Origin of the sequence: Streptomyces sp. BI87, assembly GCF_025957665.1 — a bacterium.
GTDB classification, from domain to species: domain Bacteria; phylum Actinomycetota; class Actinomycetes; order Streptomycetales; family Streptomycetaceae; genus Streptomyces; species Streptomyces albidoflavus.
Genome location: NZ_CP110079.1, coordinates 220,550 through 244,203 on the forward strand (window position 1 = coordinate 220,550; position 23,654 = coordinate 244,203).

The following is a 23,654-nucleotide window of genomic DNA, read 5'->3' on the forward strand; positions in this document are numbered from 1 at the left end:
GGCCCGGCACCGCATCACGGCGAACCCCACCACCGGTGGGCCCAACATCGGGGGAGACAGTGCGGGACAACGAGGACGCGCCGGCGCGGCGGACCGGACGCACGGACGGCGCCGCACCCGACGGCGCGGAGATCCCCGACGACGCCGTGGCCGTGGTGGGGCTGGCGCTGCGGTTCCCCGACGCCGACGACCTCGCGGAGTTCCGCGCCAACCTCCTGGCCGGGCGCGACAGCGTCGGCCCGCTCCCGGAGGGCCGCGCCGAGGCGACCGGCCTCGACCCTGCGGCGGCCCACCTGCCCATGGGCCACCTGCGGGACATCCACACCTTCGACCACGGCCTGTTCCGGCTCTCCCGTCGCGAGGCCGGACTGATGGACCCCCAGCAGCGGCTCGCCCTGCTCCTCGCCCACCAGGCCGTGGAGGACGCCGGTTACGCCACCCGCCACCTGGCCGACGCGGGCACCGCCGTCGTCCTCGCCACCTCGCCCTCCTCCTACCGGGCCGCCGCGAGCGACCCCGGGACGCTCAGCGCGCTCGGCAACATGACGTTCGGCGCCCCGGCCCGCGTCGCCCACGTCCTCGGTCTGACCGGCCCCTGCTACGCCGTGGACACCGGCTGCAACAGCTCGCTGACCGCGATCCACCACGCCTGCCGCGAACTCACCTCCGGCGATGCCCGGTACGCCCTGGCCGGCGGGGTGAGCCTGCGCCCGGGCGGCCTGCCGGCCCAGGAGGCCGCGGCCATGCCCGAACTGGTCTCGCACAGCGGGCGGTGCCGCGCCTACGACACGGACGCCGACGGCGCCGTACCCGGCGAGGGCGGCGCCGTGCTGCTGCTCACCACCGTCGCCCAGGCCCGCGCCGACGGCGCCCCGGTCCACGCGGTCCTGCGCGGGAGCGCGGTGCTGCACAACGGCGGGGCCGTCGCCACCATCAGCTCGCCCAGCGCCTCCGCGCAGAGCCGGACCATCCGCGCGGCCTGGGAACGCGCCGGAGCGGACCCCGGCGACGCCGGATACCTGGAGGGCCACGGCTCCGGCACCCCCCTCGGCGACGCGGTCGAACTCGAGGGCCTGGCCTCGGTGTTCAGTACCCGGGCCACCCCGCTGCCGATCGGTTCGGTCAAGGCCAACATCGGGCACCTGGACCACGCGGCGGGCGTCGCGGGACTGGTCAGGGCCCTCCTCAGCGTGCGGCACGGCGAGCTGTACCCGGCCGTCCACTTCCGCAGCGCGACCGGCGGCACCGACCCCGCCCGCCTCGGCGTGGAGATCCCGCGCGCCGCCCGGCCCTGGGCCGACCCCGTCCGCCTCGCCGGTGTCAGCTCGTTCAGCCTCGGTGGCGTCAACGCCCACTGCGTCGTCCAGCGCGCACCCGCCGAGGACGGCCCCACAGAGCAGCCGGACCCGGCGTCACAGGAGCCGCCGCGCCTCGTGGGGGTCTCGGCACGCACCCCGGAGGCGCTGGCCCTGCTCTGCGTCCGGCTCTCCTCCGCCCTGCGTGACGGGCGCCTGCCGCTGGACGACGTCGCCTTCACCCTCAACGAGGGACGCGACCACTACGCCCACCGGGTCGCCGTACGGGCCCGGGACACCGAGGAGCTGGCGGTGCGTCTGGCCGCCGAGGCCACCTGGCTGGCCCAGGAGGAACCCCGCGACGTCACGGGCGGAGCCCCGCGCGTCGTGCTGCTGGCCGGCGCCGACGGCATGGCGCCCACCGAACTGGCGGACGGACTGCGCCGTGCCGGCGTACGGCCCGCCGCCGTGCTCGGCCGCGACGAGCACACCGGTGCGCCGGCCAGGTTGCGGAGCCGGCGCCGGACGGTGCTCTGCGTGGCCACCGGCCCCGTGACCGAGGCGGACCGGGCCCTGGCGCAGCCCGCCTCGGGGGAGAAGGGCGCCGTCGAGCTGATCACCCCGGACCCCCGCCACGGTCTGCAGGGCGTCCTGTCCGCCCTCTACCGGCGCGGCGTCGACCTCGACTGGCGAGCCCTCGCCCCGGCCGCAGCCGACCGGCCGCCCCGGCGCCGGCGGCTCCCCGGCCACCCCGTCCTCGGCATCCGCTGCTGGGCGGCGCCCGCCACTCCCCCGCCTGCCGCGCCCGCCGCGCCCGCGGCCCCCGGGCCCCGGGCGGTCGTCCCGGCCTCCCTCCCCTCCCCCGTCGAGGCCGGCAGCCCAACGCCTGCCGAGGACACCACCGGGTGGCTCTGCGCGGCTCTGGAGGAACTCCTGGGCGCCGGGACCCCCGTCACCCCCGAGGCCGACTACTTCGCCCTCGGCGGCAACTCGATCGTCGCCCTGCAGCTCGTCCAGCGGGTCGGCGAGCGCTTCGGCCACCGGCTCAAGCTCATCGACACCTACGAGTACCCGCGCGTGGCCGACCTCGCCCGGTTCATCGACTCGCTCTCCGCGGCCGGCAGGCCGGCCGTCCCGCCGGTGGTGCCCACCGACGCCCAGGTGCTGTCCTTCGGGCAGGAACGCATGTGGTTCCACCACCAGCTGGACCCCGACACCACCCTCTACAACCTGCCGATGGTCAGCATGATCAGCGGGGAGCTGGACATCGACGCCGTCCGGGGCATGTGGGAGGACCTGGCGGAGCGGCACGAGGTGCTGCGTTCCAACCTCGTCGACGAGGACGGCGTGCCCGGCCTGCGCATCCGCCCCGAACTGGGCGCGGAGTTCTTCCACTTCACCGATGTCAGCGGCGCCTCCGACCCGGTCGCCGCCGCCCGCGAACGGGTCCGCCTCGCCGCCTTGCACCGCTTCGACGTGGCCCGCGACCCGCTGGTGCGGCTGGAGGTCATCCGCACCGGGCCGCAGGAGCACGTCGTCCACGTGACCATGCACCACGCCGTCAACGACGGCGGCTCGCCCCGCATCTTCGAACGGGAACTGCCCGAGCTGTACGCGGCCCGGCGGGAGGGCCGCCCGCACCGGCTCGACCCGCTGCCGGTCCGGTACCGCGACTGGGCGCACTGGCAGCGGCAGCTCGTGCGAACGGCCGCCCTCGACGGCGAACTGGAGTACTGGAAGGGGCGGCTGAAGGGTGTCGAGCCGCTGCGGATGCCCACCGACCACCCCCGCCCCGCGCGCAAGGACCACAGCGGACAGCTGCACCCCTTCACCGTCCCGGCCGAGCTGATCGGCCGGCTGCGCCGGATCGCCGCGGAGGAGTCCGCCACCCTCTTCACGGTGCTGCTCACCTGCCTCTACCTGCTGCTCGCCCGGCACAGCGGGCAGCGCGACCTGGTCGTGGGCAGCCCCACCACCGGCCGCACCCGCCCCGAACTCCGTGACCTCATCGGCTTCTTCAACAGCACCGTCGCGCTCCGCGCCGACCTCGGCGCCGCCGCCTCCTTCGGGCACCTCCTGAAGCAGGTGCGCGGCGTCGTCGCGGAGGCGCTGGAGCACCAGGAGGTGCCCTTCGACCGGGTGGTCAACGCGCTGGTGGAGCAGCGTGACCTGAGCAGGACACCGCTCTTCGACGTGTTCTTCGTGCACCAGGAGCTGCCGCGCGTACAGCACGTGGGCGAGGCCCGCACCGACTTCTTCGACACCGGCCGCACCCAGGAGAACCTGTTCAGCGGACTGCCGCCGGGGACCGCCAAGTTCGACCTCACCCTGGTCACCCAGGACCGCGAGGGCGACGACGCGATGACGGCCTGCCTGGAGTACAGCACCGAGCTGTTCACCGGGCGGACCGCCGCCGCGCTGACCGAGGACTACCTCGCCGTGCTGCGCGCCGTCGTCGAGGGCAGCCGCGACACCCCGCTGACCGCACTGCTCGCGCCGGCCGGGCCGCCCGCGAGCGAGTCGGCGCCCACGGCCGGGCCCGTCCCCGCGGGGGCGCCGTCCGGCGCGGCGGCCACCGTGCACGAGGCGATCGAGTCGTGGGTGCGGGCCACCCCGGACGCGGTCGCGATCCGCGCGGGCGAGGACCGGCTGACCTACCGGGAGCTGGACCGGCGCGCCGAACTGCTCGCCGGCGAACTGCGGGCCCGCGGCGTCGGAGCCGAGTCCGTCGTGGCGCTCTGGACCGACCGGAGCGTCGAACTGGCCGTCGCGATGCTCGGCGTACTCAAGTCCGGCGCCTGTTACGTCGCCGCCGATCCCGGACTGCCGCCGGAGCGGGCCCGTTTCCTGCTCACCGACTGCCGCCCGGGGCACGTGGTGACCACCGTGGCCCTGGCGGGGCGGCTGCCCGCCGGAGCGCCCGACGCCGTCCTGGTGGACGCCCCCGCGCCCGCCGCGGGCGACGGACAGGCCCCGCCCCACCGTCCGGCGGGCGGCGGCAACGCCGCGTACGTCTGCTACACCTCCGGCACCACCGGGCGGCCGAAGGGCGTCGTGGTCACCCACCGCAACGTGCTCGGCTTCGTCGCCTGGTCCCGGCGGGCGCTGGGACCGGACGCCTTCTCCCGGACGCTCGGCGCCGCCTCGGCCGGCTTCGACATCTCGGTGCTGGAACTGCTCGCCACACTGGCCGCCGGCGGCAGCGTCGACCTGGTCCGCAACCTGCTCGCGCTGACCGAGCGACAGGACTGGTCCGGCTCCCTGCTGGTCGCCATCCCCTCCGTCTACCGCCGGGTGCGGCAGGCCGAGTGGGTCGACGAGCGCGCCGGCCAGTACGTGCTGTGCGGCGAACGGGTCCCCGGCGAGCTGGTGCGCGACATCCACCGCCGCGACCCCGGCGCCACCGTCTGGAACGCCTACGGCCCCACCGAGTGCACCGTCTACGCGACCGCCTGGCGCTGCGATCCCGGCGCCGAGGGCGACCCGCCGATCGGCGTCCCCGTCGACGGCACCCGCTGCCACGTCCTCGACCCCGACCTGCGTCCGGTCCCGCCGGGCACGGTGGGAGAGCTGTACGTCGCGGGCGAGGGGCTGGCCCGCGGGTACGCCGGCCGGCCCGGACAGACCGCCGACCGCTTCGTGCCCGACCCCTTCACGGCCGACGGCAGCCGCATGTACCGGACCGGGGACCTGGTCTCCCAGGACCACGACGGCGTACTCACCTACCGGGGCCGGGCCGACGACCAGGTGAAGGTCCGCGGGCACCGGGTGGAACCCGGCGAACTGGAAGCCCTGTTGCGGGCCGTGCCCGGGGTGGCCGCGGCCGCCGTCGTGGCCGTGCCCGCGGACGAGGGCCAGGGCGTCGGGGACCACGTCCTCGCCGCCTTCCTCCAGCCCGGGCCCGGGGCACGGCCGGACACCGGGGCCGCCCGGGAGTCGCTGGCGCGCGCACTCCCGGCGCCACTGGTCCCCGCGAGCTTCGAGGTGGTGGAGGTGCTGCCCGTCACCGCCCACGGCAAGACCGACCGGCAGGAGCTGCGCCGGCGCGCGACGGCGGGGAAGCGGCCGTCGGACCCGCCGACCGTCGCGGCCACCGACCCCGTCGCCGTGCTGTGCGAGGTCTTCGCCGAGGTGCTGAACCGGCCCTCGGCCGGCCCCGACGACAGCTTCTTCGCACTCGGCGGCGACAGCATCCGCTCCATCCGGCTGGTCCGCGCGGCCCGCCGCCGGGGCCTCGCCCTGTCGACGGAGGACGTCTTCGTCCACCCCACCCCCGCCGGACTCGCCACACGCCTCGGCGGCCCGTCCGCACCCCGCTCCCCCGCTCCCGCCCCCGTCACCGGGGCGGGCGGCGCTCTCGACACGGCGTACCCCGGCCACCGGGGCGTGCTGCCGCTCACCCCGCTCCAGGCCGGGCTGCTCTCCGGCGGGCCCGGCGCGGGCTCCGTCATGCGGCTGGAACTCGGTCTCTCCGGGGAACTGGACGTGCCCGCGCTACGCCGTGCCGTGGGCGAACTGGGCCGCCGCCACCCCAACCTCTGCGCCGCGTTCGTCCGGCGGCCCGCCGGGCCCCCGGTCCAGGTGCTGTGCGACCGCCCCCTGCCCCTGGCCGAGCTCGACCTGCGGGCCCTGACCCCCGAGGCCCGTGACGCGCGCCTCGCGGAGCTGACCGCCGAGGAGCGCGCCACCCGCCTAGACCCCGAGGACCCCCCGCTGCTCCGCTTCACCCTGGTGCGGCAGGCCCCCGACCGGTTCCAGCTCCGGATCATCGGCCACCATCTGCTCCTCGACGGCTGGTCCAACCAGCTGCTGCTCCCGGAGCTGCTGGCGCTCTACCGGGGCGACCTGCTGCCGGACGCCACCCCCTTCGGCGACCACGTGGCCTGGCTCGGCGGCCTCGACCGCGAACAGGCCCTGTCCGCCTGGGACGAGCATCTCGCCGGCGCCGAGCCCACCCTGCTGGCCGACGGGGCCCCGGTGGCCGACGACTGGCCCGGCCGGACCACCGAACGTCTCGGTCCGGAGGAGACCGGCCGCCTCACGGCCGGCGCCGCCGCTCTCGGGGTCACCGCCAACACCGTCCTGCAGTGCTGCTGGGCCCTGGTCCTCGCCGAGCGCACCGGCCGCCACGACGTGGTGTTCGGGGCGATCACCTCCGGCCGCTCCCCGCAGGTGCCGGGGGTCGAGTCGATCGTCGGCTTCCTCATCAACACCTTCCCGGTCCGGGTGCGGCTGCGGCCCGAGGAGACGCTCGCCGCCCTGCTCCGCCGCGTCCAGGGCGAACAGGCCCGCATGATGCCGCACGGCCACGTGGACCTGGCCGCTCTGACCGAACGGCTCGGTCTCGGCGCGCTGTTCGACACGGCCGTGGTGTTCGAGAACTTCCCGGCGGCCGATCCCGGGGCGGCCCGGAACCTGCCGGGGCTGCGCGTGGAGGGCGGCACCACGGAGTCGGCCGGCCACCACCCGCTCTCCCTGATGGTGCTGCCCCGTGACGGCGGCACCGACGTCAACCTCCTCCACCGCACCGGCGCGGCCACCCCCGAGCAGGCCCGTGACCTGCTCGACGGCGTCCTCACCGTCCTGCGCGCCCTCCTGGCCGACCCGGACACCCCGGTCGGCCGCCTCGCCGGGACCGGTGGCGACGCCCCCACGCCCGCCGGGCCCCGGGTGGCCGCCCTGATCGGGGGCGAGGACGCGCACCCGGCCTTCGACACCCTGCTGCCGCTGCGTGAGAACGGCGGGCTGACCCCGCTGTTCTGCGTCCACCCGGCGGGCGGCGTCGGCTGGATGTACTCGGCGCTCACCCACCACCTCGACCCGGACCGGCCCGTGTACGCCCTCCAGGACCGGGGGCTGAACGGCCCGGGGCGGCTCCACCGTTCCGTGGAGGAGATGGCCGCCGACTACGTGGCCGAGATCCGCGCCCGGCGGCCGCACGGCCCGTACCAGCTCCTCGGCTGGTCCTTCGGCGGCCTGGTCGCGCACGCCATGGCCTGCCTGCTCCAGGGTGCCGGGGAGCGGGTGGAGCGCCTGGTCCTGCTCGACTCCCACGTCCTCGCCGACCTGGACGAACTGCCCCGGGCCCCCGAGGGCGCCGGGGCCCGGCAGATGTACGGCGCGCTGCTGGACTTCGCCGAGGTGCGCCCGCCCGGCGTGGGCGACGAGGAGCTGGACGACGCGCGGTTCCTCGGCATCGTCCGGGACGGCGACAGCCTGCTCTCCGACATCTCCGAGCGCCACCTGATCGCCATGGGCGGGGCGTACGACAACAACCTGCGGCTGGCGCGGACCCACCGGCCCGGCCGGTACACGGGCGACGTCCTCCTCGTACGGGCCCGGCCCGACGAAGGACCGGGCGCCCTCTCGCCGGACCCCGCCGGATGGCACCCGTACGTCAACGGGCGCGTCGACGTCCACACTAGCGAACACACCCACGGCGACCTGGCCTGCCCCGCCTCGCTGGCCCGCATCGCCCGCGTCCTGGAGCCGGGCGGCCCCGGGGAGAAGGAGGGCGACCATGGCTGACCGGAGCCGGCCGCTGACCGCCGCGCAGTCGGGCATCTGGTACAGCGGCGTCTTGGACCCCACCGGCCTGCGCTACGTGGGCTCCCAGTACGTCCACCTCCACGGCCCCGTCGACGAGATGCTGTTCGCCCGCGCGGTCCGTGCCGTCGTGGCGGGCAGCGAGACCCTCCGGGTGCGCTTCGCCGAACGGGACGACGGCCCGGTGCAGTTCCTGGAGCCCCTCGACGACTGGGAGGTCCGCCTGCTCGACCTGCGCGCGGCCGAGCACCCGCACGAGGAGGCGCTCCGGCTGATCGAGGAGAACAGCCTGCGCCCGTACGACCTGTCGCGGGCGCCGCTCTACGACCACCACCTGCTGCGTGTCGCCGACGACGCGTACCTGTGGGCCATCCGGATGCACCACCTCATCTGCGACGGCACGGCCGCCGCGAACCTCATCCGGCGGGTGGCCGCCACCTACACCGCGTGGGCGGCCGGCACCGACGGGCAGGCGCACGCCGGACCCACGCTCTTCGACACCCTCGACGCCCACCTGGAGCGCGACACCGCCTACCGGAGTTCGGCGGGCTTCGGCCAGGACGCCGCCTGGTGGGCCGCGCGGCTGGCCGGCCGGGACGAGGCGCCGCAACTGGCCACCGGAGGGGCACCGCCGGGCGCCACCGGCCACGTCAGCCACATCCGGTGGCTGCCCGCCGACCGCTGGCACCGGCTGACCACCGCGGCCGCCCGCCACGAGGTGCGCTGGCCCGCCCTGTTCGCCGCCGCCACCGCCCTCGCCGTGCACGCCGACACCGGGGAGCGGCAGACCGTCCTCGGCCTGAGCGTCCCCGGGCGCACCGGCCGGGCGGCCCGCCAGGCGCTGGGCACCGCCGCCAACGTCGTGCCGCTGCACGTGGCGGTGGACCCCGCCGCGCCCCTCGCGGAGCTGGTCGCCACCGCCTGGTCCGGCACCCTCGGTGTCCTGCGCCACCAGCGTTACCGCTTCGAGGACATGCTGCGCGACCAGGGCGCGGTCCGCGACGGCCGGCCTCTGGTGGGCCCGGTCTTCAACGCGATGACCACGGAACGCGGCCTGTCCTTCGCCGGCACCCCGGCCGTCGTCCACCAGGTCACTCCGGGACGCGGCGACCACCTGGCCCTCGGCGTCCACGACAATGGCGCCGCCCAGGTCCGGATCGACCTCGGCGTCCCCGCGGCGCTCTGCACTCCCCCGGCCGCCCGTGCCCAGCTCGACCGCCTCGTCGACCTCACCCTGGCCCTCGCCGACGCCGATCCCGCCACTCCCCAGGGGCGGGTCGGCGCTGCTCGTCCCGCACGGCCGCCCGTCCCGGCCGGGCCCGAGGCCGAGGCCGAACCGGCCACGCTCACCGGCCTGTTCGCCGCCGTGGCCGCCGCCCGCCCGGACGCCGTCGCCGTGGTGGCGGGGCGCGACCGGCTGACCTACGCCCGGCTCGACGCCCAGGCCGAGGAACTGGCCCGCCACCTCGCCGCACGCGGAGTGGGCCCCGGCGACCGGGTCGCGGTCTCCCTGCCCCGCTCCGCCGGCCTGGTCGTCGCCCTCCTCGCCGTCCTCAAGGCGGGCGCCGCCTACGTACCGCTGGACCCCGCCCACCCGGCCGAACGGCTGCGCGCCACCCTCGCCGACGCCGCGCCCGTCCTCACCCTCGTCCACCCCGGCGCCGCCGTGGCCTCCCTGTCCGGCGGGGACGAAGCGCCCCTGCTGACCCTCGACCCACGTCAGGGCACGCTCACCGGTCCCGACGCCGATGGTCCTCCCGGGGTGACGCCGCGCCCCCCGGCGCCCGGCTCTCCCGCCTACCTGATCCACACCTCGGGCTCCACCGGCACGCCCAAGGGCGTCGTGGTCACCCACCACAACGTCACCCGGCTCCTGTCCGCCGCCGCCCGCCACTTCACCTTCGGGCCCGACGACGTGTGGACCCTCTTCCACTCCTACGCCTTCGACTTCTCGGTGTGGGAGCTGTGGGGGGCCCTGCTGCACGCCGGCCGCCTGGTGATCGTCCCCGAGGACGTGGCGCGCTCGCCCCACGACTTCCTCGAACTGCTGGCCGAGCAACGCGTCACCGTCCTGAACCAGACGCCCTCGGCCTTCGGCCAGCTCGCGGAGGCCGACGCGGAGCACCCCGCCGTCGGCGACCGGCTCGCCCTGCGGTACGTGGTCTTCGGGGGTGAGCCGCTCGAACCCTGGCGGCTCGCGACCTGGCTGGCCCGCCACCCCGGACCGGCCCCCCGTCTGGTGAACATGTACGGGATCACCGAGACCACCGTGCACGTCACCCACCACCTGGTCGACCCGGCCGCCGCCCCCGCCGGCCCGGCCGGAGGCGTCATCGGCAGCCCCCTGCCCGACCTGCGGATACGCCTCCTCGACGCCGCCCTGCGCCCCGTCCCCGACGGCGTGCCGGGCGAGATGTACGTCTCCGGCCCCGGCGTGGCCGACGGCTACTGGCACCGGCCCGCCCTCACCGCCGGACGGTTCGTCCCGGACCCCGACGGGCCGCCGGGAAGCCGCGCGTACCGCAGCGGCGACCTGGCCCGGCGGCTGCCCGGCGGCGCCCTGGAGTACCTGGGGCGCGCCGACCGGCAGGTCAAGGTGCGCGGCCACCGGGTGGAGCCCGCGGAGGTCGAGGCCGCTCTCGTCGCGCTGCCGGGCGTCCGCGACGCGGCCGTCCTGCTGACCGAGTACGGGCCGGGAGACCGGCGTCTGGTCGCCCATCTGGTGGCCGACCCCGACAGCGCGGCGCTCACCCCCGAACGGGCCGCCGCCGTGCTCCCCGCCCATCTGCTGCCCTCGGTCTGGACCACCCTGGAGGCCCTCCCGCTCACCCCCAACGGCAAGCTGGACCGGCGCGCCCTGCGGACCGCCGGCCGCCAGGTGTCCGGCGAGGGCCGCGCTCCCCGGAACCCCGCCGAGACCGCGCTGCGCGACCTCTTCGCCGAGGTGCTGGGCCGCGAGCCGGACCAGGTCGGCGTGGACCGGAGTTTCTTCATGCTCGGCGGAGACTCGCTGCTCGCCGGACGGCTGGCGGGCCGGGTCCGCGCCGCGCTCTCCCGCGACCTCGGTGTCCGGGACGTCTTCACCTGGCCGACGGTGGCCGGGCTGGCGGTCCGCCTGGGAGAGACGGGGGGCACGGCCGACGCGCGGCCCGGCCCCGTACCCCGCCCGGGCCTCGTCCCCGTCTCCCACGCCCAGCGCGGCCTGTGGTTCCTGCACCGTATGGAGGAGACCGGTCACGCCTACCACGTCCCGCTGGCGGTCCGGCTGGAAGGCCCGCTGGACACCGGGGCGCTGCGTGCCGCCGCACGCGACGTGCAACAGCGCCACGAGATCCTGCGCACCACCTTCCCGCACGACGGCGACGGGCCCCGGCAGCACGTCCTCCCCGCCGCCGAGGCTCCGGACCCGCTGACCGTAGTCCCGCAGGCCGGGGAGGAGGACGCGCACGACGACGCCTACGAGGCCGCCCTGCGGCGGCCCTTCGACCTGGCCGCCGCCCCGCCCTGGCGCGTCACCCTCCTGCGCCGCTCCCCGTACGAGCACACCCTGCTCGTCGTCCTCCACCACATCGCCGCCGACCAGCAGTCCGTCGGCCCCCTCACCCGGGACCTGGCCACCGCCTACGAGAGCCGGCGGCGCGGCGAGGCCCCCGGCTGGCCACCCCTGCCCCTCCAGTACGCCGACTTCACTCTCTGGCAGCAGGCCCGGCTCGGCACTCCCGACGATCCGGGCAGCCCCCTGTCCCGCGAACTCGCCCACTGGCGAGAGGCCCTGCGCGAGGCGCCCGCCGAAACCCCGCTCCCCACCGACCGGCCCGGCCGGCCCGGCGCCGAACACCCGGGCGACGCCGTCGACTTCGACTGGGGGCCCCGGCTCGGTGCCCGTCTCAAGGAGCTGGCCGCCGCTCGCGGTGCCACCACCTTCATGGCGCTGCACGCCGCCCTCGCCTGCGCCCTCAGCCGGTGGGGCGCGGGCCCGGACGTGGTCGTCGGCACGGTCACCGCCGGGCGCGAGGACCCCGCGCTGGAACCCCTGGCCGGCTACTTCGCCCAGGCCCTCCCGCTCCGGCTGGACCTGACCGGCGCCCCCGGGTTCGCCACCGTCGTGGACCGGGCCCGCGCGGCCGACCTGACCGCCTTCGCCCACACCGGCGCCCCTTTCGACCGGATCGTGGAGGCCGTGGGGCCGCCCCGCGAACCGGGCCGCCACCCGCTCTTCCAGGTCATGCTCAACCACCGCTCCGGCGCCCGGCCCGCCCTGCGCCTCGCCGGCCTGCGCGCCACCGAGCTGCCCCAGCACCGCTCGGTCGCCAAGTACCCCCTCCTGTGGGACGTCGCCGAGGAGGCCGACGGCACGCTCCACGGCTGCCTGGAGTACGCCACCGACCGCTTCGAACGCCGCACCGCCGAGGCCCTGCTCGACGCCGTACGCCACTTCCTGGAAGCCGCCCTCGACCGGCCGGAGGCGCCGTTCACCGGCCTCCCCTGCCCACGCCCCGGCGCCGGACCTGCCGACCCCGCGCCTCCCGCCGCCGTACCTCCCGCGCCCACGCCCGTCGAGGAGGAACGGGCCGGTGAGGCGGCCACCGAGGAACTCCTGCGCTCCCTGACCGCCACCCTGCTCGGCCGGGACTCCGTCGACGCCGACGCCGACTTCTTCCGGCTCGGCGGCGACAGCATCCTCGCCGTGCAGCTCGCCGCCCGCGCCCAGGCCGCCGGTGTGCCGGTCGGCCCCAAGGACGTCTTCGCCCACCAGAGCCCCCGCGCCCTGGCCCGGACCGTCCAGGGGCGTGTCCGTGCCGCCGCCGTCCCCGCCCGGCCCTCCCAGGAGCCGGGCCCGCTGGAGCCCACTCCCGTCGTCGAGTGGCTGGCCTCGCTCGGCGGCGACGCCGGGGGCTTCGCCCAGTCCGTGGTGGTCCCGCTGCCCGCCACCGCGACCGGGGCGACCGTCCGCACAGCCCTCCAGCGGCTCGTCGACCACCACGACGCCCTGCGCCTGCGCCGCACCGCCGTCCAGGGCGGCCGCTGGGAGCTGGAGGTGCGGCCGCCCGGCACCGTCCCGGCCGGTGAACTCCTGCGCCACGTCGACCTCGCCCGCGAGGGCGCGGACGACCCGGCCGCGTGCGACGAACTGATCGAGCAGGAGCGGCGCGCGGCACGCCGCCACCTCGACCCGGACCGCGGCGACGTGGTGCGCGCCGTGCTCTTCCACGGCCGGGAGGACCGGCTGCTGCTGGTGATCCATCACCTCGCCGTCGACGGAGTCTCCTGGCGGGTGCTCCTGCCCGACCTGGAGCTGGCCCACCGCCACGCCCTGCGCGGCGAGCACGCCGCCCTCCCGCCGGTACCGACCCCGCTGCGCGCCTGGACCCGAGCCCTGCGCACGGCCGCCCGGTCGGAGGCGGTCCGCGCCGACGAGACCTGGTGGCGCACCCGCCTCGCCGCTCCCCACGCCGGCCTCGGCAGCCGCCCGCTCGACCCGGCGAGCGACACCGTGGACCGCGCCGGACGGCTCAGCTCCACCTGGGACGAGACCTGGATCGAGCCGCTGCTGACGGCCGTCCCGGCCGCCTTCCGCGCCCGCGTCCCCGAGATCCTGCTCGCCGCCCTGTCGCTCGCGCTGCGCCGCTGGAGCGGTAACCCGCAGGGCGCCCCGGTCCGCGTCGACCTGGAGGGGCACGGCCGTCGCCCCGGCCTGGCGGGCCTCGCCGACCTCGACCTCTCCCGCACGGTCGGCTGGTTCACCACCCTCCACCCCGTGCTGCTGGACCCGCCGCCCGCCACCGGCTCCCCGGCCGAGGTGTCGGCCCGCGCGGTCACCCATGTCAAGGAGCGGCTGCGCGAGGTGCCCCACGACGGCCTCACGCACGGGCTGCTGCGCCAGGAGGGCCGGCTGCCCGACGCCCGCGCCCCGCTGGCCTTCAACTACCTCGGCCGCTTCGACACCGAGGACCCCGCCCCCTGGCACCCGCTGCCCGGTTCGCTGCGCGGCGAGGCCGGCCCCCGCCAGCCCCTCGCCCATCCCCTGACCCTCGACGTCTTCGCCGAACGCGGCCCCGCCGGCTCCCGGCTGCGCGCCGAATGGACCTGGGCCTCCGGCGTGCTGACCGAGAGCCAGGCCGAGGAACTGGCCGCCCTGTGGCACACCGCCCTCGCCGAACTCGTCCACCACCACCCCGGCACCGGCCCGGTCCGGTCCACCCCCTCCGACTTCCCGCTCGTACGGGTGGACCAGAGCCACATCGAGACGTGGGAGGAACGGTACGGACCCCTGGCCGACCTGCTGCCCGCCGCACCGCTCCAGGAGGGCCTGCTCTTCCACGCGCTGTACGGCGCCGGCACCGGGTCCGCGCCGGCCGGCTCCGGCGAGGACCCCTACCTGGTGCAGCTGAGCCTCGACCTCTCCGGCGACGTGGAGCCCCACCGCCTGCGCACCGCCCTGCGCGCGCTGCTGCGCCGCCACCCTCATCTCACCGGCTGCTTCCCGCCCGACGCCGGCCGGCCGCTCCTCCTGGTCCCGGCGGACGAGCCCGCGCTGCCCTGGCGCACCGCGGACCTCACCACGGAGCCCGAGGACCGGCTCGCCGCCCGGACGGACGAGGAGGAGCAGGCCGAACGGCGCCCCTTCGATCCCGGCCGCCCGCCGCTGCTGCGCTTCGCCCTGCTGCGTACCGGCGAGCGACGGTGGCGTCTCGTCTTCACCCACCACCACCTGTTGCTCGACGGCTGGTCCGTGCCGCTCGTCCTGCGCGAACTGCTCGACCCCGCCGCCACCGGCGAACCCACCCCCGCCCTCGGGGAGTACGCGCGGTGGCTCGCCGCCCGTGACCAGGAGGCCGCCGCCGGGGCGTGGCGCCACGAACTGGCGGGCGCCGAACCCACGCGGGTGGCCGGCCACGCCCCCGCGGCCCCCACCGCCCTCAGCCACCACTTCGAGCTGTCCGGGGAACTGGCGCGGGCACTCACCGACCGCGCGGCCCACTGGGGCGTCACCCTCAACACCCTGGTGGAGTCCGCCTGGGCGCTGCTGCTGAACCACCTCACCGGCCGCCAGGACGTCGTCTTCGGCGTCACCGTCGCCCAGCGTCCGCCCGAGATCCCGGGGGTGGAACGCCTCCCCGGCCTGTTGCTGAACACGGTCCCCGCCCGGGTCCGCCTCGATCCGGCCCGGACCGCCAGGGAGGTCGCCGAGGACACCCACGCGCGCCGCGCCGAACTGCTCGACCACCACCACCTCGGGCTCACCGCCGTCGAGGAGGCGGCCGGCACCACCGGCCTCTTCGACACCTCGGTGGTGTTCGAGAACTACCCCCTGGACGAGGCGGCCTTCACCCGGCTGCCGGACGGCGTGGAGGTCACCGGCACCGGGATCCACGACGGAACCCACTACCCCCTGAGCCTGGTGGTCCTGCCCCGCTCCGGCCGCATCGAGTGCCGTCTCTACAGCAGGCCCGGCGCCCTCGGCCACTACGGCACCCCCGCCGACCTCGCCGCGCTCTGCACCGCCGCCTTCCACGCCCTGCTGGCGGACGACCGACGCCCCCTGGCCCGGCTCCAGCTCCTCGCCGCCCCCGCGCGGAAGGCCGTCCTCGCCGCCGGGCGCGGGCCCGCCTCACCGGTGCGGGCGGACACGTGCCACCTCGCCCAGGTCTTCGAGGCCCGGGCAGCCGCCCACCCGGACCGCCCCGCCCTCTCCGACGGCACCCGCACCCTCACCTACGGCGCACTGGAGGCCCAGGCCAACCGGCTCGCCCACCACCTGGCCGGCCGGGTCCAGGTCGGCACCCCGGTCGCCGTGGCCCTGGACCGCTCCCCCGAGGTCGCCGTCTGCTACCTGGCCCTGGCCAAACTGGGCGCCCTCTGCGTCCCCCTCCACTCCGGCCTGCCGCCCGAGCGGCGGCGCGCCCTGCGCGAACGGACCGGCGCCGCCCTCCTGCTGGACCGGCTGCCGGACGAGGAGACCCTCGCGGCCTGCCCCGACGTTCCGCCGGGGCGGCACGTCCCGGCGGACCTCGCCGCCTGCGTGGTGTTCACCTCCGGCTCCACCGGTGAGCCCAAGGGCGTCCGGCTGACCCACCGCTCCGTGCTCAGCCGCGCCCTCGACCCGCGCTGGCGCGACGAGGACCACCGCTGCGTCCTCCTGCACTCCCCGCACGCCTGGGACGCGGTGGTCTACGAACTGTGGGCGCCACTGCTCACCGGCCGGCGGGTCCGGGTGGCGCCCCCCGGTGAGCTGGACGGGGCGGCCCTGCGCAGTGCCGTGGAGGACGGCGGCGTGACCGCGGCCTTCCTCACCTCCGGGCTGCTGGACGTCCTCGCCGCACAGGACCCCGGCGCCCTCGCGGGACTGCGCGTTCTGGCCACCGGAGGTGACGTGGTCTCACCCCGGTCCGTGGAGCGGGTCCGCGTCCGGCACCCGGAACTGAAGGTCGTCCACCTCTACGGCCCGGTCGAGAACACCACCTTCTCCCTCGGCCACGTCCTGCCGCCCGGCCGCCCGGTCCCCGCGCCGCTGCCGCTCGGCACCCCGGTGCCGGGGTGCCGCGTCACCCTCCTCGACGCGGCCCTGCGCCCGGTCCCCCCGGGAGTGCCGGGCGAGATCCACCTGTCCGGTGACGGACTGGCCGAGGGATACCACGGCTCCCCCGCCGCCACCTGCGAGCGCTTCCTCGCCGACCCGTACGGCCCGCCCGGTGCCCGCACCTACCGCACCGGAGACCTGGCCCGCTGGGACCGGGAGGGCCGCCTGCACTTCCTCGGCCGCGCCGACCGGCAGGTCAAGATCAACGGCATCCGGATCGAGCCCGGCGAGATCGAGGCCGCGCTGTGCGACGAACCCGGGGTCAGGGCCGCCTGGGTCGTCGTCCGCGGCGAGGGAGCCTCCGGCCGCTCCCTCGTCGCCTACGTCCTGGGCGCCGAAGCCGCCCCGGACACCGCCGCCCTCCGTACCCGCCTCGCCGCCCGGCTGCCCCGCCACCTCGTACCCGCCGCCGTGGTCCCCGTCACCGAGCCACCGCTCGGCCCCACCGGAAAGATCGACCGGAACGCCCTGCCCGCCCCGGAACGCGCACCGGCCACCGAGGCCTCCACGCCCCGCGCCGAAGTGCTGGCCGCCGCCTTCGCCGCCTCCCTCGGCCTGCCCTCGGCCGGCGCCGACGACGACTTCTTCGCCCTGGGCGGCAACTCGCTCAGCGCCGTCCGGCTGGCCGGCCGTGTCCGCGACGCCCTCGGCCTGCCCGTCTCCGTCCGCGACCTCTTCGAGGCGCCCACCCCGGCGGCGCTGGACCGGCGGCTGAGCGAGGGCACGACCCCGCAGCCCGCCGACGACGCGCCCGCTCCGGCACGACCGGACCGACTGCCGCTCTCCCCGGCCCAGCTGCGGCTGTGGACCGCCAACTACCTGGGGGAACACCGCCCCACCTACCTCACCACCCTCGCCCTCGACCTGTCAGGCCCCCTGCACCGGACCGTCTGGGAACACTCCCTAGGCGACCTCGTGGCCCGGCACGAGATCCTGCGCACCGTTCTGCCGTACGGCCCCGACGGCCCGGAGCAGCACATCCTGTCCCCGGCCGAAGCCCCACTCGACCTGCGCTTCCTGGAGCTGGCCCCCGGTGAGGAGCGCGCCGCCGTCGAGGCCGAACTCGCCCGCGGCTTCGACCTGCTGACCGGGACGCCGCTGCGGGCCCGGCTGCTGAGCACCGGACCCGAACGCCACCTGCTGCTGCTCGTGGTGCACCATGTCGCCGTCGACGGGCACTCCCTGGGCGTCCTCCGCGGCGACCTGCGGCACGCCTACGCGGCCCGGCTGGAGGGCGAGGCCCCCCGGTGGCAGGCCCCCGCACCGCAGTACGCCGACCACGCCCTCCGGCTGGCCCGGCGTCGGGGCGACGAAGGGGACCCCGCCAGTCCCGCCGCACGCGACGCCCGCCACTGGGCGGCCGAACTGGAGGGCGTGCCCGCGCGGTTGGCCCTGCCCGGCGAACCGCCGACGGGAGAGGACGACGGCAGGGCGGGCCACGTGCCCCTGACCTGGGAGCCACGGGAGCACCGCCTCCTGGAGGAGGCCGCCACCCGTTACGCGTGCAGCCCGTACATGATGGTGCACGCCGCCTTCGCCGCGGCCCTGAGCGAGCTCGGCGCCGGCGAGGACGTACCGGTGGTGGTGGCCCTGAGCGGCCGGGACGACGCGGCCACGGACGGCCTCGTCGGATGCGTCACCAACCCCGTGGTGCTGCGCGTACGTACCCACGGCGCGCCCACCGGCGTGGAACTGACCGCGCGGGTACGCCGCAGCCTTCTCGCCGCCCACGCCCACCAGGACCACCCCTACGAACGCGTGCTGGAGCACCTGGACCGCGACCGCGCCGACCGGGGCCGGGGCCTGTTCACCGTGGCCTGCTCCTACCTGCGCACCGAGCCCCCACACCCCGGGGACACCGACTGGCCGGGCGGCCTGCGCGTGACCCCCCGCGTCCTGGCCCCCACCCACACCGACCAGGATCTGCTCCTCCAGCTCCGCGACCACCGCACCCCCGAGGGCGCCCCCGCCGGCCTCACCGGCGAACTCATCCACTCCCTCGCCCACTGCACACCGTCAACCGCCCAGCGCCTCGCCGACACCCTCCGCGCGAAGCTCCACGAACTGGCCGGCGCCCCGGAAGCGGCGAACATGCCGTACCCCGGGCCCGATCCGGCACCGACGTGCCGGACGGTCGGTCCTCTGCCGACGGACGGAGGCCGGTGAGTTCCTGGGCCAGGGAGGGAGGCGGCGCGTGGCCGCCGGAGCGGTGCCTCGTCAGAACGGCATCCGGCCACGGGTGCGGCGCCCCGCCGAGCCGCTGCGGCCGACCGCCTTGGAACTGCTGCGGAACGGCTTGCTGAAGATCCGGCCGAGAACGCCGGGCGCCTTGCCGCCCACCCGCGAGCCCGCTCCCAGGGTCCGCTGGGTACCGCGCTCGGGATGGCGGGAGAGACGGGGGACGAGAAAGGCCAGTACGGCCAGGACCACACAGACGGCGACGATACCGACGACCATCATGACGAGCTCCTCACTTGTGGGGACGCCCTCGCCGTGTTCCCCGCGCCGGTGACCCCAACCACCGGCACCTCGGACGCGGGCCCGCCTCGGCAGCGGGTGGCGGGAGCGGCGGAAGCCGCCGCCACGACGACCTCACCCGAGCCGGCCGGGCCCGGCCAGGCGTGACGCGCCGCGCCGCGCCGGGGCCCTGCGGCACGGACGGCTCCATCCGTGGCGGCAGTCACCCCTCGCAGGCACTCCGCAGGGTGGCGCGGTGGGCCGGTACAGGGCGGATGTCGGCCTCGTACGCCTCGGCGTGGCCTTCCGCCAGGTGTCGCCGGAACGCCTCGGCGCCGTGGGCGGCCCGGTCGCGCAGGAAGGCGAGCAGGACCCGCAGCCGTTCGGGGAAGGCGTCGACGACCTCGGCGCCGACGCCCGGGCCGTACGCCCGGCAGAAGGTGGCGGCGCGGCGGGCTGCTCCTGCGGCTTGCCGAAGCTCTCGGGGTTGTCCGGCCCTTGCAGGGGCGCGAACCGGTGGACGGCGCAGGCGACGCCCGAGACGCGTGGGCCCAGGAGTGCCGCGTCGAAGTCGATGAGCCCGACGGCCTCGCCCTCCCGCACGACACAGTTGCGGGGCGGCGTCGCCGTGACAGATGACCCGGCGGGCTCCCGTGCGGGGAGCCACCAGGCGGCGGCGACGTCCCCGCTGCGGTGCACCACGTTCGCACCGCCCCGAAGTCCCTGCCGGTCGGTCATGGGCGGCTGCTCGCCTTCCGGGGAGGACGAGCCTGGTCAGCGCGAGTCTTCCCTCCCCGGCGCGGGCCCCGCCCAGCCCCACGCCCGAATGTGTTTACTTCCTCGACCAGCGCGCGTAACATCCGGGAAAACCACAAGGTCGGTCATCGAAACGGATGTAAACCCACATGTTCGCAGCGGAGCGTCAGCAGGAGATCCTGCGGCTGGCTCATGAGAGCGGCCGGGTGGACGTGCTCTCCCTCGCCGACGAGTTCCAGGTGACCGCCGAGACCGTACGGCGGGACCTCAAGGCGCTGGACCGGGCCGGGCTGGTGCGCCGCGTGCACGGCGGCGCCATCCCGGCGGGCCACCTCGGGTTCGAGCCGGACCTCGCCGAGCGGGACACCCTCGCCGCCGACGAGAAGGACCTCATCGCCCGGGCCGCCCTCGCCGAGCTGCCCGCCGACGGCAGCGTCATCCTCGACGCGGGCACCACCTCCGCCCGCCTCGCCGCCGTCTTCCCGGTGGAGTCGACGCTGACCGTGGTGACCCACGCCCTGCCGATCGCCGCCCGCCTCGCCGACCACCCGGGCATCGCCCTGCACCTGGTCGGCGGGCGGGTGCGGCACCGGACGCGGGCGGCCGTCGACGCCTGGGCACTGCGGGCGCTCGGCGAGATCAAGGCCGACGTGGTCTTCCTCGCCACCAACGGCTTCGCCCTCGACGGCGGCCTGACCACGCCCGACCTCGCCGAGGCCGCGGTGAAGCAGTCGGCCGTCCGGGCCGCGCGGCGCGTCGTGCTCCTCGCCGACTCGGCCAAGTTCGGCCAGCAGCACTTCGCCCGCTTCGCGGACCTGTCCGACGTCGACCTGCTCATCACCGACAGCGGCCTCACCGACGAGGACGCCCGGGCCGTCGAGGCACAGGGCCCGGAGGTGGTCCGCGCGTGATCGTCACCCTCACCCCCAACCCGAGCCTGGACCGGGCCTACGAACTCCCCTCGCTGGACCGGGGCGCGGTCCTGCGGGCCACCCGCGACCGGGTCGACCCCGGCGGCAAGGGCGTCAACGTCTCGCGGGCGGTGGCCGCCGCCGGGCACCGCACCGTCGCCGTCGTGCCGCTCGGCGGACCCGAAGGGGCGCTGCTGGCCCGGCTGCTCGGCGAGCACGGCATCGAGGCGGCGGGCGTGCCCGTCGCCGGTTCCACCCGGGTCAACATCACCCTGGTCGAGCCCGACTCCACCCTGACCAAGGTCAACGCCGCCGGGCCCGAGCTGAGCGCGGCCGAGGCCGAGGCACTGCTGGAGGCGGTGCGCGCGCGGGCCGCCGGAGCCGACTGGATCGCCTGCTGCGGCAGCCTGCCGCGCGGCCTGGGACCCGAGTGGTACGCCCAGCTGGTCGCCCGCGCCCACCGGGCCGGGCTCCGTGTCGCCCTCGACACCTCGGGGAGCGCGCTCGGCGCGACGCTCGCCGAGGAACCCGACGTGGTCAAGCCCAACGCCGAGGAGCTGGCCGAGGCGGTGGGCCGCCCGATCGCCACCGTCGGCGAGGCCGTCAAGGCCGCCGGGGAGCTGCGGGAGCGCGGGGCCCGGGCGGTCCTGGCCAGCCTCGGAGCCGACGGCCAGCTCCTCGTCGACGCCACCGGCACCTGGTTCGGCCACGCCGGGCCGGTCGCGGTCCGCAGCAACGTCGGCGCGGGGGACGCCTCGCTCGCCGGGTTCCTCGCGGCGGGCGGCCGCGGACCGGCCGCGCTGGCGGCGGCGGTCGCGCACGGCACGGCGGCGGTGCAGCTGCCGGGCAGCGTGATGCCGACCCCGGCCGACCTCGTCCCCGACGCGGTGACCGTCACCGACGCCGTCCCCACCGACCGCCCTCTCGCGGAGCCGGTCCGATGACCGCCCGCCACTCCCGCTCCGGCGCTAGCGTCCGCGCGTCCCGCCGGCCGGCCGCCCCGCCGTCCCCGTCCCCGACCGCCGCCACGGCGGTCCGCCCCCGAGGAGCCGTGCGATGAGCCAGCTCATCACCGCAGACCTGGTCGACGTCGACCTCTTTGCCGACACGAAGGAGGCCGCCGCCCGTTCGCTCGCCGAACGGATGGCCGCCGCCGGGCGCGTCACCGACCTCGAAGCCTTCCTCGCCGATGTCGCGGCGCGGGAGGCGCAGATGCCGACCGGCCTGGACGGCGGCATCGGCATCCCGCACTGCCGCAGCGCCCATGTCACCGAGCCGACCCTGGCGTTCGGCCGCAGCGCCGAGGGCATCGACTTCGGCGCGCCGGACGGCCCGGCCGACCTGATCTTCCTGATAGCCGCCCCGGCCGGCGCCGACGACGACCACCTGACCATCCTCTCGGCCCTCGCCCGCCGCCTCGCGGACAGTACGTTCACCGAGGCCCTGCGCGCCGAGCGGGACCCGGCCCGGGCCGCCGCCCTGATCCGGGGCGAGACACCGCCCGAGGCCGACGCCGACGCCGAGGCCGAGGGACCCGCGGACCAGCCGGACACCACGCCCGCCGACTCCGGCCCCTCCCCCTTCCGCGTCGTGGCCGTCACCTCCTGCCCCACCGGCATCGCCCACACCTACATGGCGGCCGAGGCCCTCCAGCGGGCGGGCGAGGAGGAGGGCGTCGACCTGCGGGTCGAGACGCAGGGTTCGGCCGGTTTCCGCCGGATCGACCCGGCTGTCGTGGCCGCCGCCGACGCGGTGATCCTCGCCCACGACGTGGAGGTCCGCGAGAAGGCCCGGTTCGCCGGGAAGCCGGTCGTCGACGTGGGCGTGAAGGCCGCCATCAACCGGCCGGCCGCCCTCATCGCGGAGGCCCGCGAGAAGGCCGCACAGGCCGGCACCGGCACGACCGCCGAGGCGGCGCCGAAGACTCCGGACGCCTCCAGGCCGGCGCCGATGGACGAGGGCGCGGAGGGCGAGGGCTTCGGCACCCGGCTGCGTACCTGGCTGATGACCGGCGTCAGTTACATGGTGCCTTTCGTCGCGGCGGGCGGCCTGCTCATCGCGCTCGCCTTCGCCCTCGGCGGCTACCGGATCAGCGACGCGCCCTCGGTCGCCGAGCACTTCGCCTGGGGCGAGGCGGCCAGCTGGGCGGCGCTGATGTTCCAGACCGGGCAGGCCGCCTTCGGCTTCCTGGTGCCCGTCCTCGCCGGGTTCATCGCCTACGGCATGGCGGACCGGCCCGGGCTCGTCCCCGGCTTCGTCGGCGGCGCCATCGCCGTCACCATCGACGCGGGCTTCCTCGGCGGCCTGGTCGCCGGTCTCCTGGCCGGTGCGGTGGTCGCCGCGATCCAGCGGCTCACCATTCCGCCCGTGCTGCGCGGCATCATGCCGGTGGTGGTGATCCCGCTGGTCTCCTCGGCGGTCGTCGGCTTCCTGATGTTCGTCGTGGTGGGCGGCCCGATCGCCTCGTTCCAGAAGGCGATGACCGACTGGCTCGGCGAGCTCTCCGGCGCCAACGCGGTCCTGCTCGGCGTCCTGCTCGGCCTGATGATGTGCTTCGACCTGGGCGGCCCGGTCAACAAGGTCGCGTACGCCTTCGCCGTGGGCGGGCTCGCCACGCCGACCGACGGCAGCCTCAAGGTGATGGCCGCGGTGATGGCGGCGGGCATGGTCCCGCCGCTGGGCATGGCGGTGGCCACCACCGTCCGGGCCCGGCTCTTCGGCAAGGCCGAGCGGGAGAACGGAAAGGCCGCCTGGGTGCTGGGAGCCTCCTTCATCAGCGAGGGCGCCATCCCGTTCGCCGCGGCCGACCCGCTGCGGGTCATCCCCTCGGCGATGGCGGGCGGCGCGGTCACCGGCGCCCTGTCGATGGCCTTCGGCGCGACCCTGCGCGCCCCGCACGGCGGCCTGTTCGTCGTCCCGCTGATCGGCAACGCGCTGCTGTACGTGGTCGCCATCGCCGCCGGCACGGTCGTCACCGCCGCTCTGGTGGTCCTGCTCAAGAGCCGGCGCACGGTGGAGGCGGCCCCGGCCGCCTCGGACACCCCGGCAGTCGAGCCCGTCTCCGCCTGACCAGTTCTCAGGTGCGGCCCGGCCCCGCCCCGGGCCGCA

6 protein-coding genes are annotated in these 23,654 nt (G+C 76.5%); 5 read left to right on the forward strand and 1 reads right to left on the reverse strand.

Annotation, left to right across the window (positions count from 1 at the left end):
- The first annotated feature begins 59 nt into the window (after positions 1-59).
- Entirely contained in the window at positions 60-7,823 is a 7,764-nt protein-coding gene (locus OIM89_RS00970; RefSeq protein ID WP_264490880.1) for a non-ribosomal peptide synthetase, read from the forward strand.
- The gene (locus OIM89_RS00975) at positions 7,816-18,588 is read left to right on the forward strand and encodes a non-ribosomal peptide synthetase (RefSeq protein WP_264490881.1); all 10,773 of its coding nucleotides are present in this window, start codon (positions 7,816-7,818) and stop codon (positions 18,586-18,588) included. The genes OIM89_RS00970 and OIM89_RS00975 overlap by 8 nt, the downstream gene beginning before the upstream one ends.
- A gap of 51 nt (positions 18,589-18,639) precedes the next feature.
- Here the strand turns inward: OIM89_RS00975 and OIM89_RS00980 are convergent, their stop codons facing one another.
- Positions 18,640-18,882: a DUF6411 family protein gene (locus tag OIM89_RS00980; protein WP_047466797.1), complete on the reverse strand. Its 243-nt coding sequence runs from the start codon at positions 18,880-18,882 to the stop codon at positions 18,640-18,642.
- Positions 18,883-19,784: 902 nt separating this feature from the next.
- Here OIM89_RS00980 and OIM89_RS00985 point away from each other — a divergent pair.
- The 3 genes from OIM89_RS00985 to OIM89_RS00995 all read left to right on the forward strand — a co-directional run bounded on the left by OIM89_RS00985 (position 19,785) and on the right by OIM89_RS00995 (position 23,615).
- Positions 19,785-20,546, forward strand: coding sequence for a DeoR/GlpR family DNA-binding transcription regulator (locus OIM89_RS00985; protein ID WP_047466796.1), 762 nt, complete (start codon positions 19,785-19,787; stop codon positions 20,544-20,546).
- A complete protein-coding gene (gene pfkB, locus OIM89_RS00990; RefSeq protein WP_030696066.1) occupies positions 20,543-21,490 on the forward strand; it encodes a 1-phosphofructokinase in 948 nt (315 codons plus the stop codon). The genes OIM89_RS00985 and pfkB overlap by 4 nt, the downstream gene beginning before the upstream one ends.
- A gap of 112 nt (positions 21,491-21,602) precedes the next feature.
- The gene (locus OIM89_RS00995) at positions 21,603-23,615 is read left to right on the forward strand and encodes a fructose-specific PTS transporter subunit EIIC (RefSeq protein WP_264490882.1); all 2,013 of its coding nucleotides are present in this window, start codon (positions 21,603-21,605) and stop codon (positions 23,613-23,615) included.
- Positions 23,616-23,654: the final 39 nt, after the last annotated feature.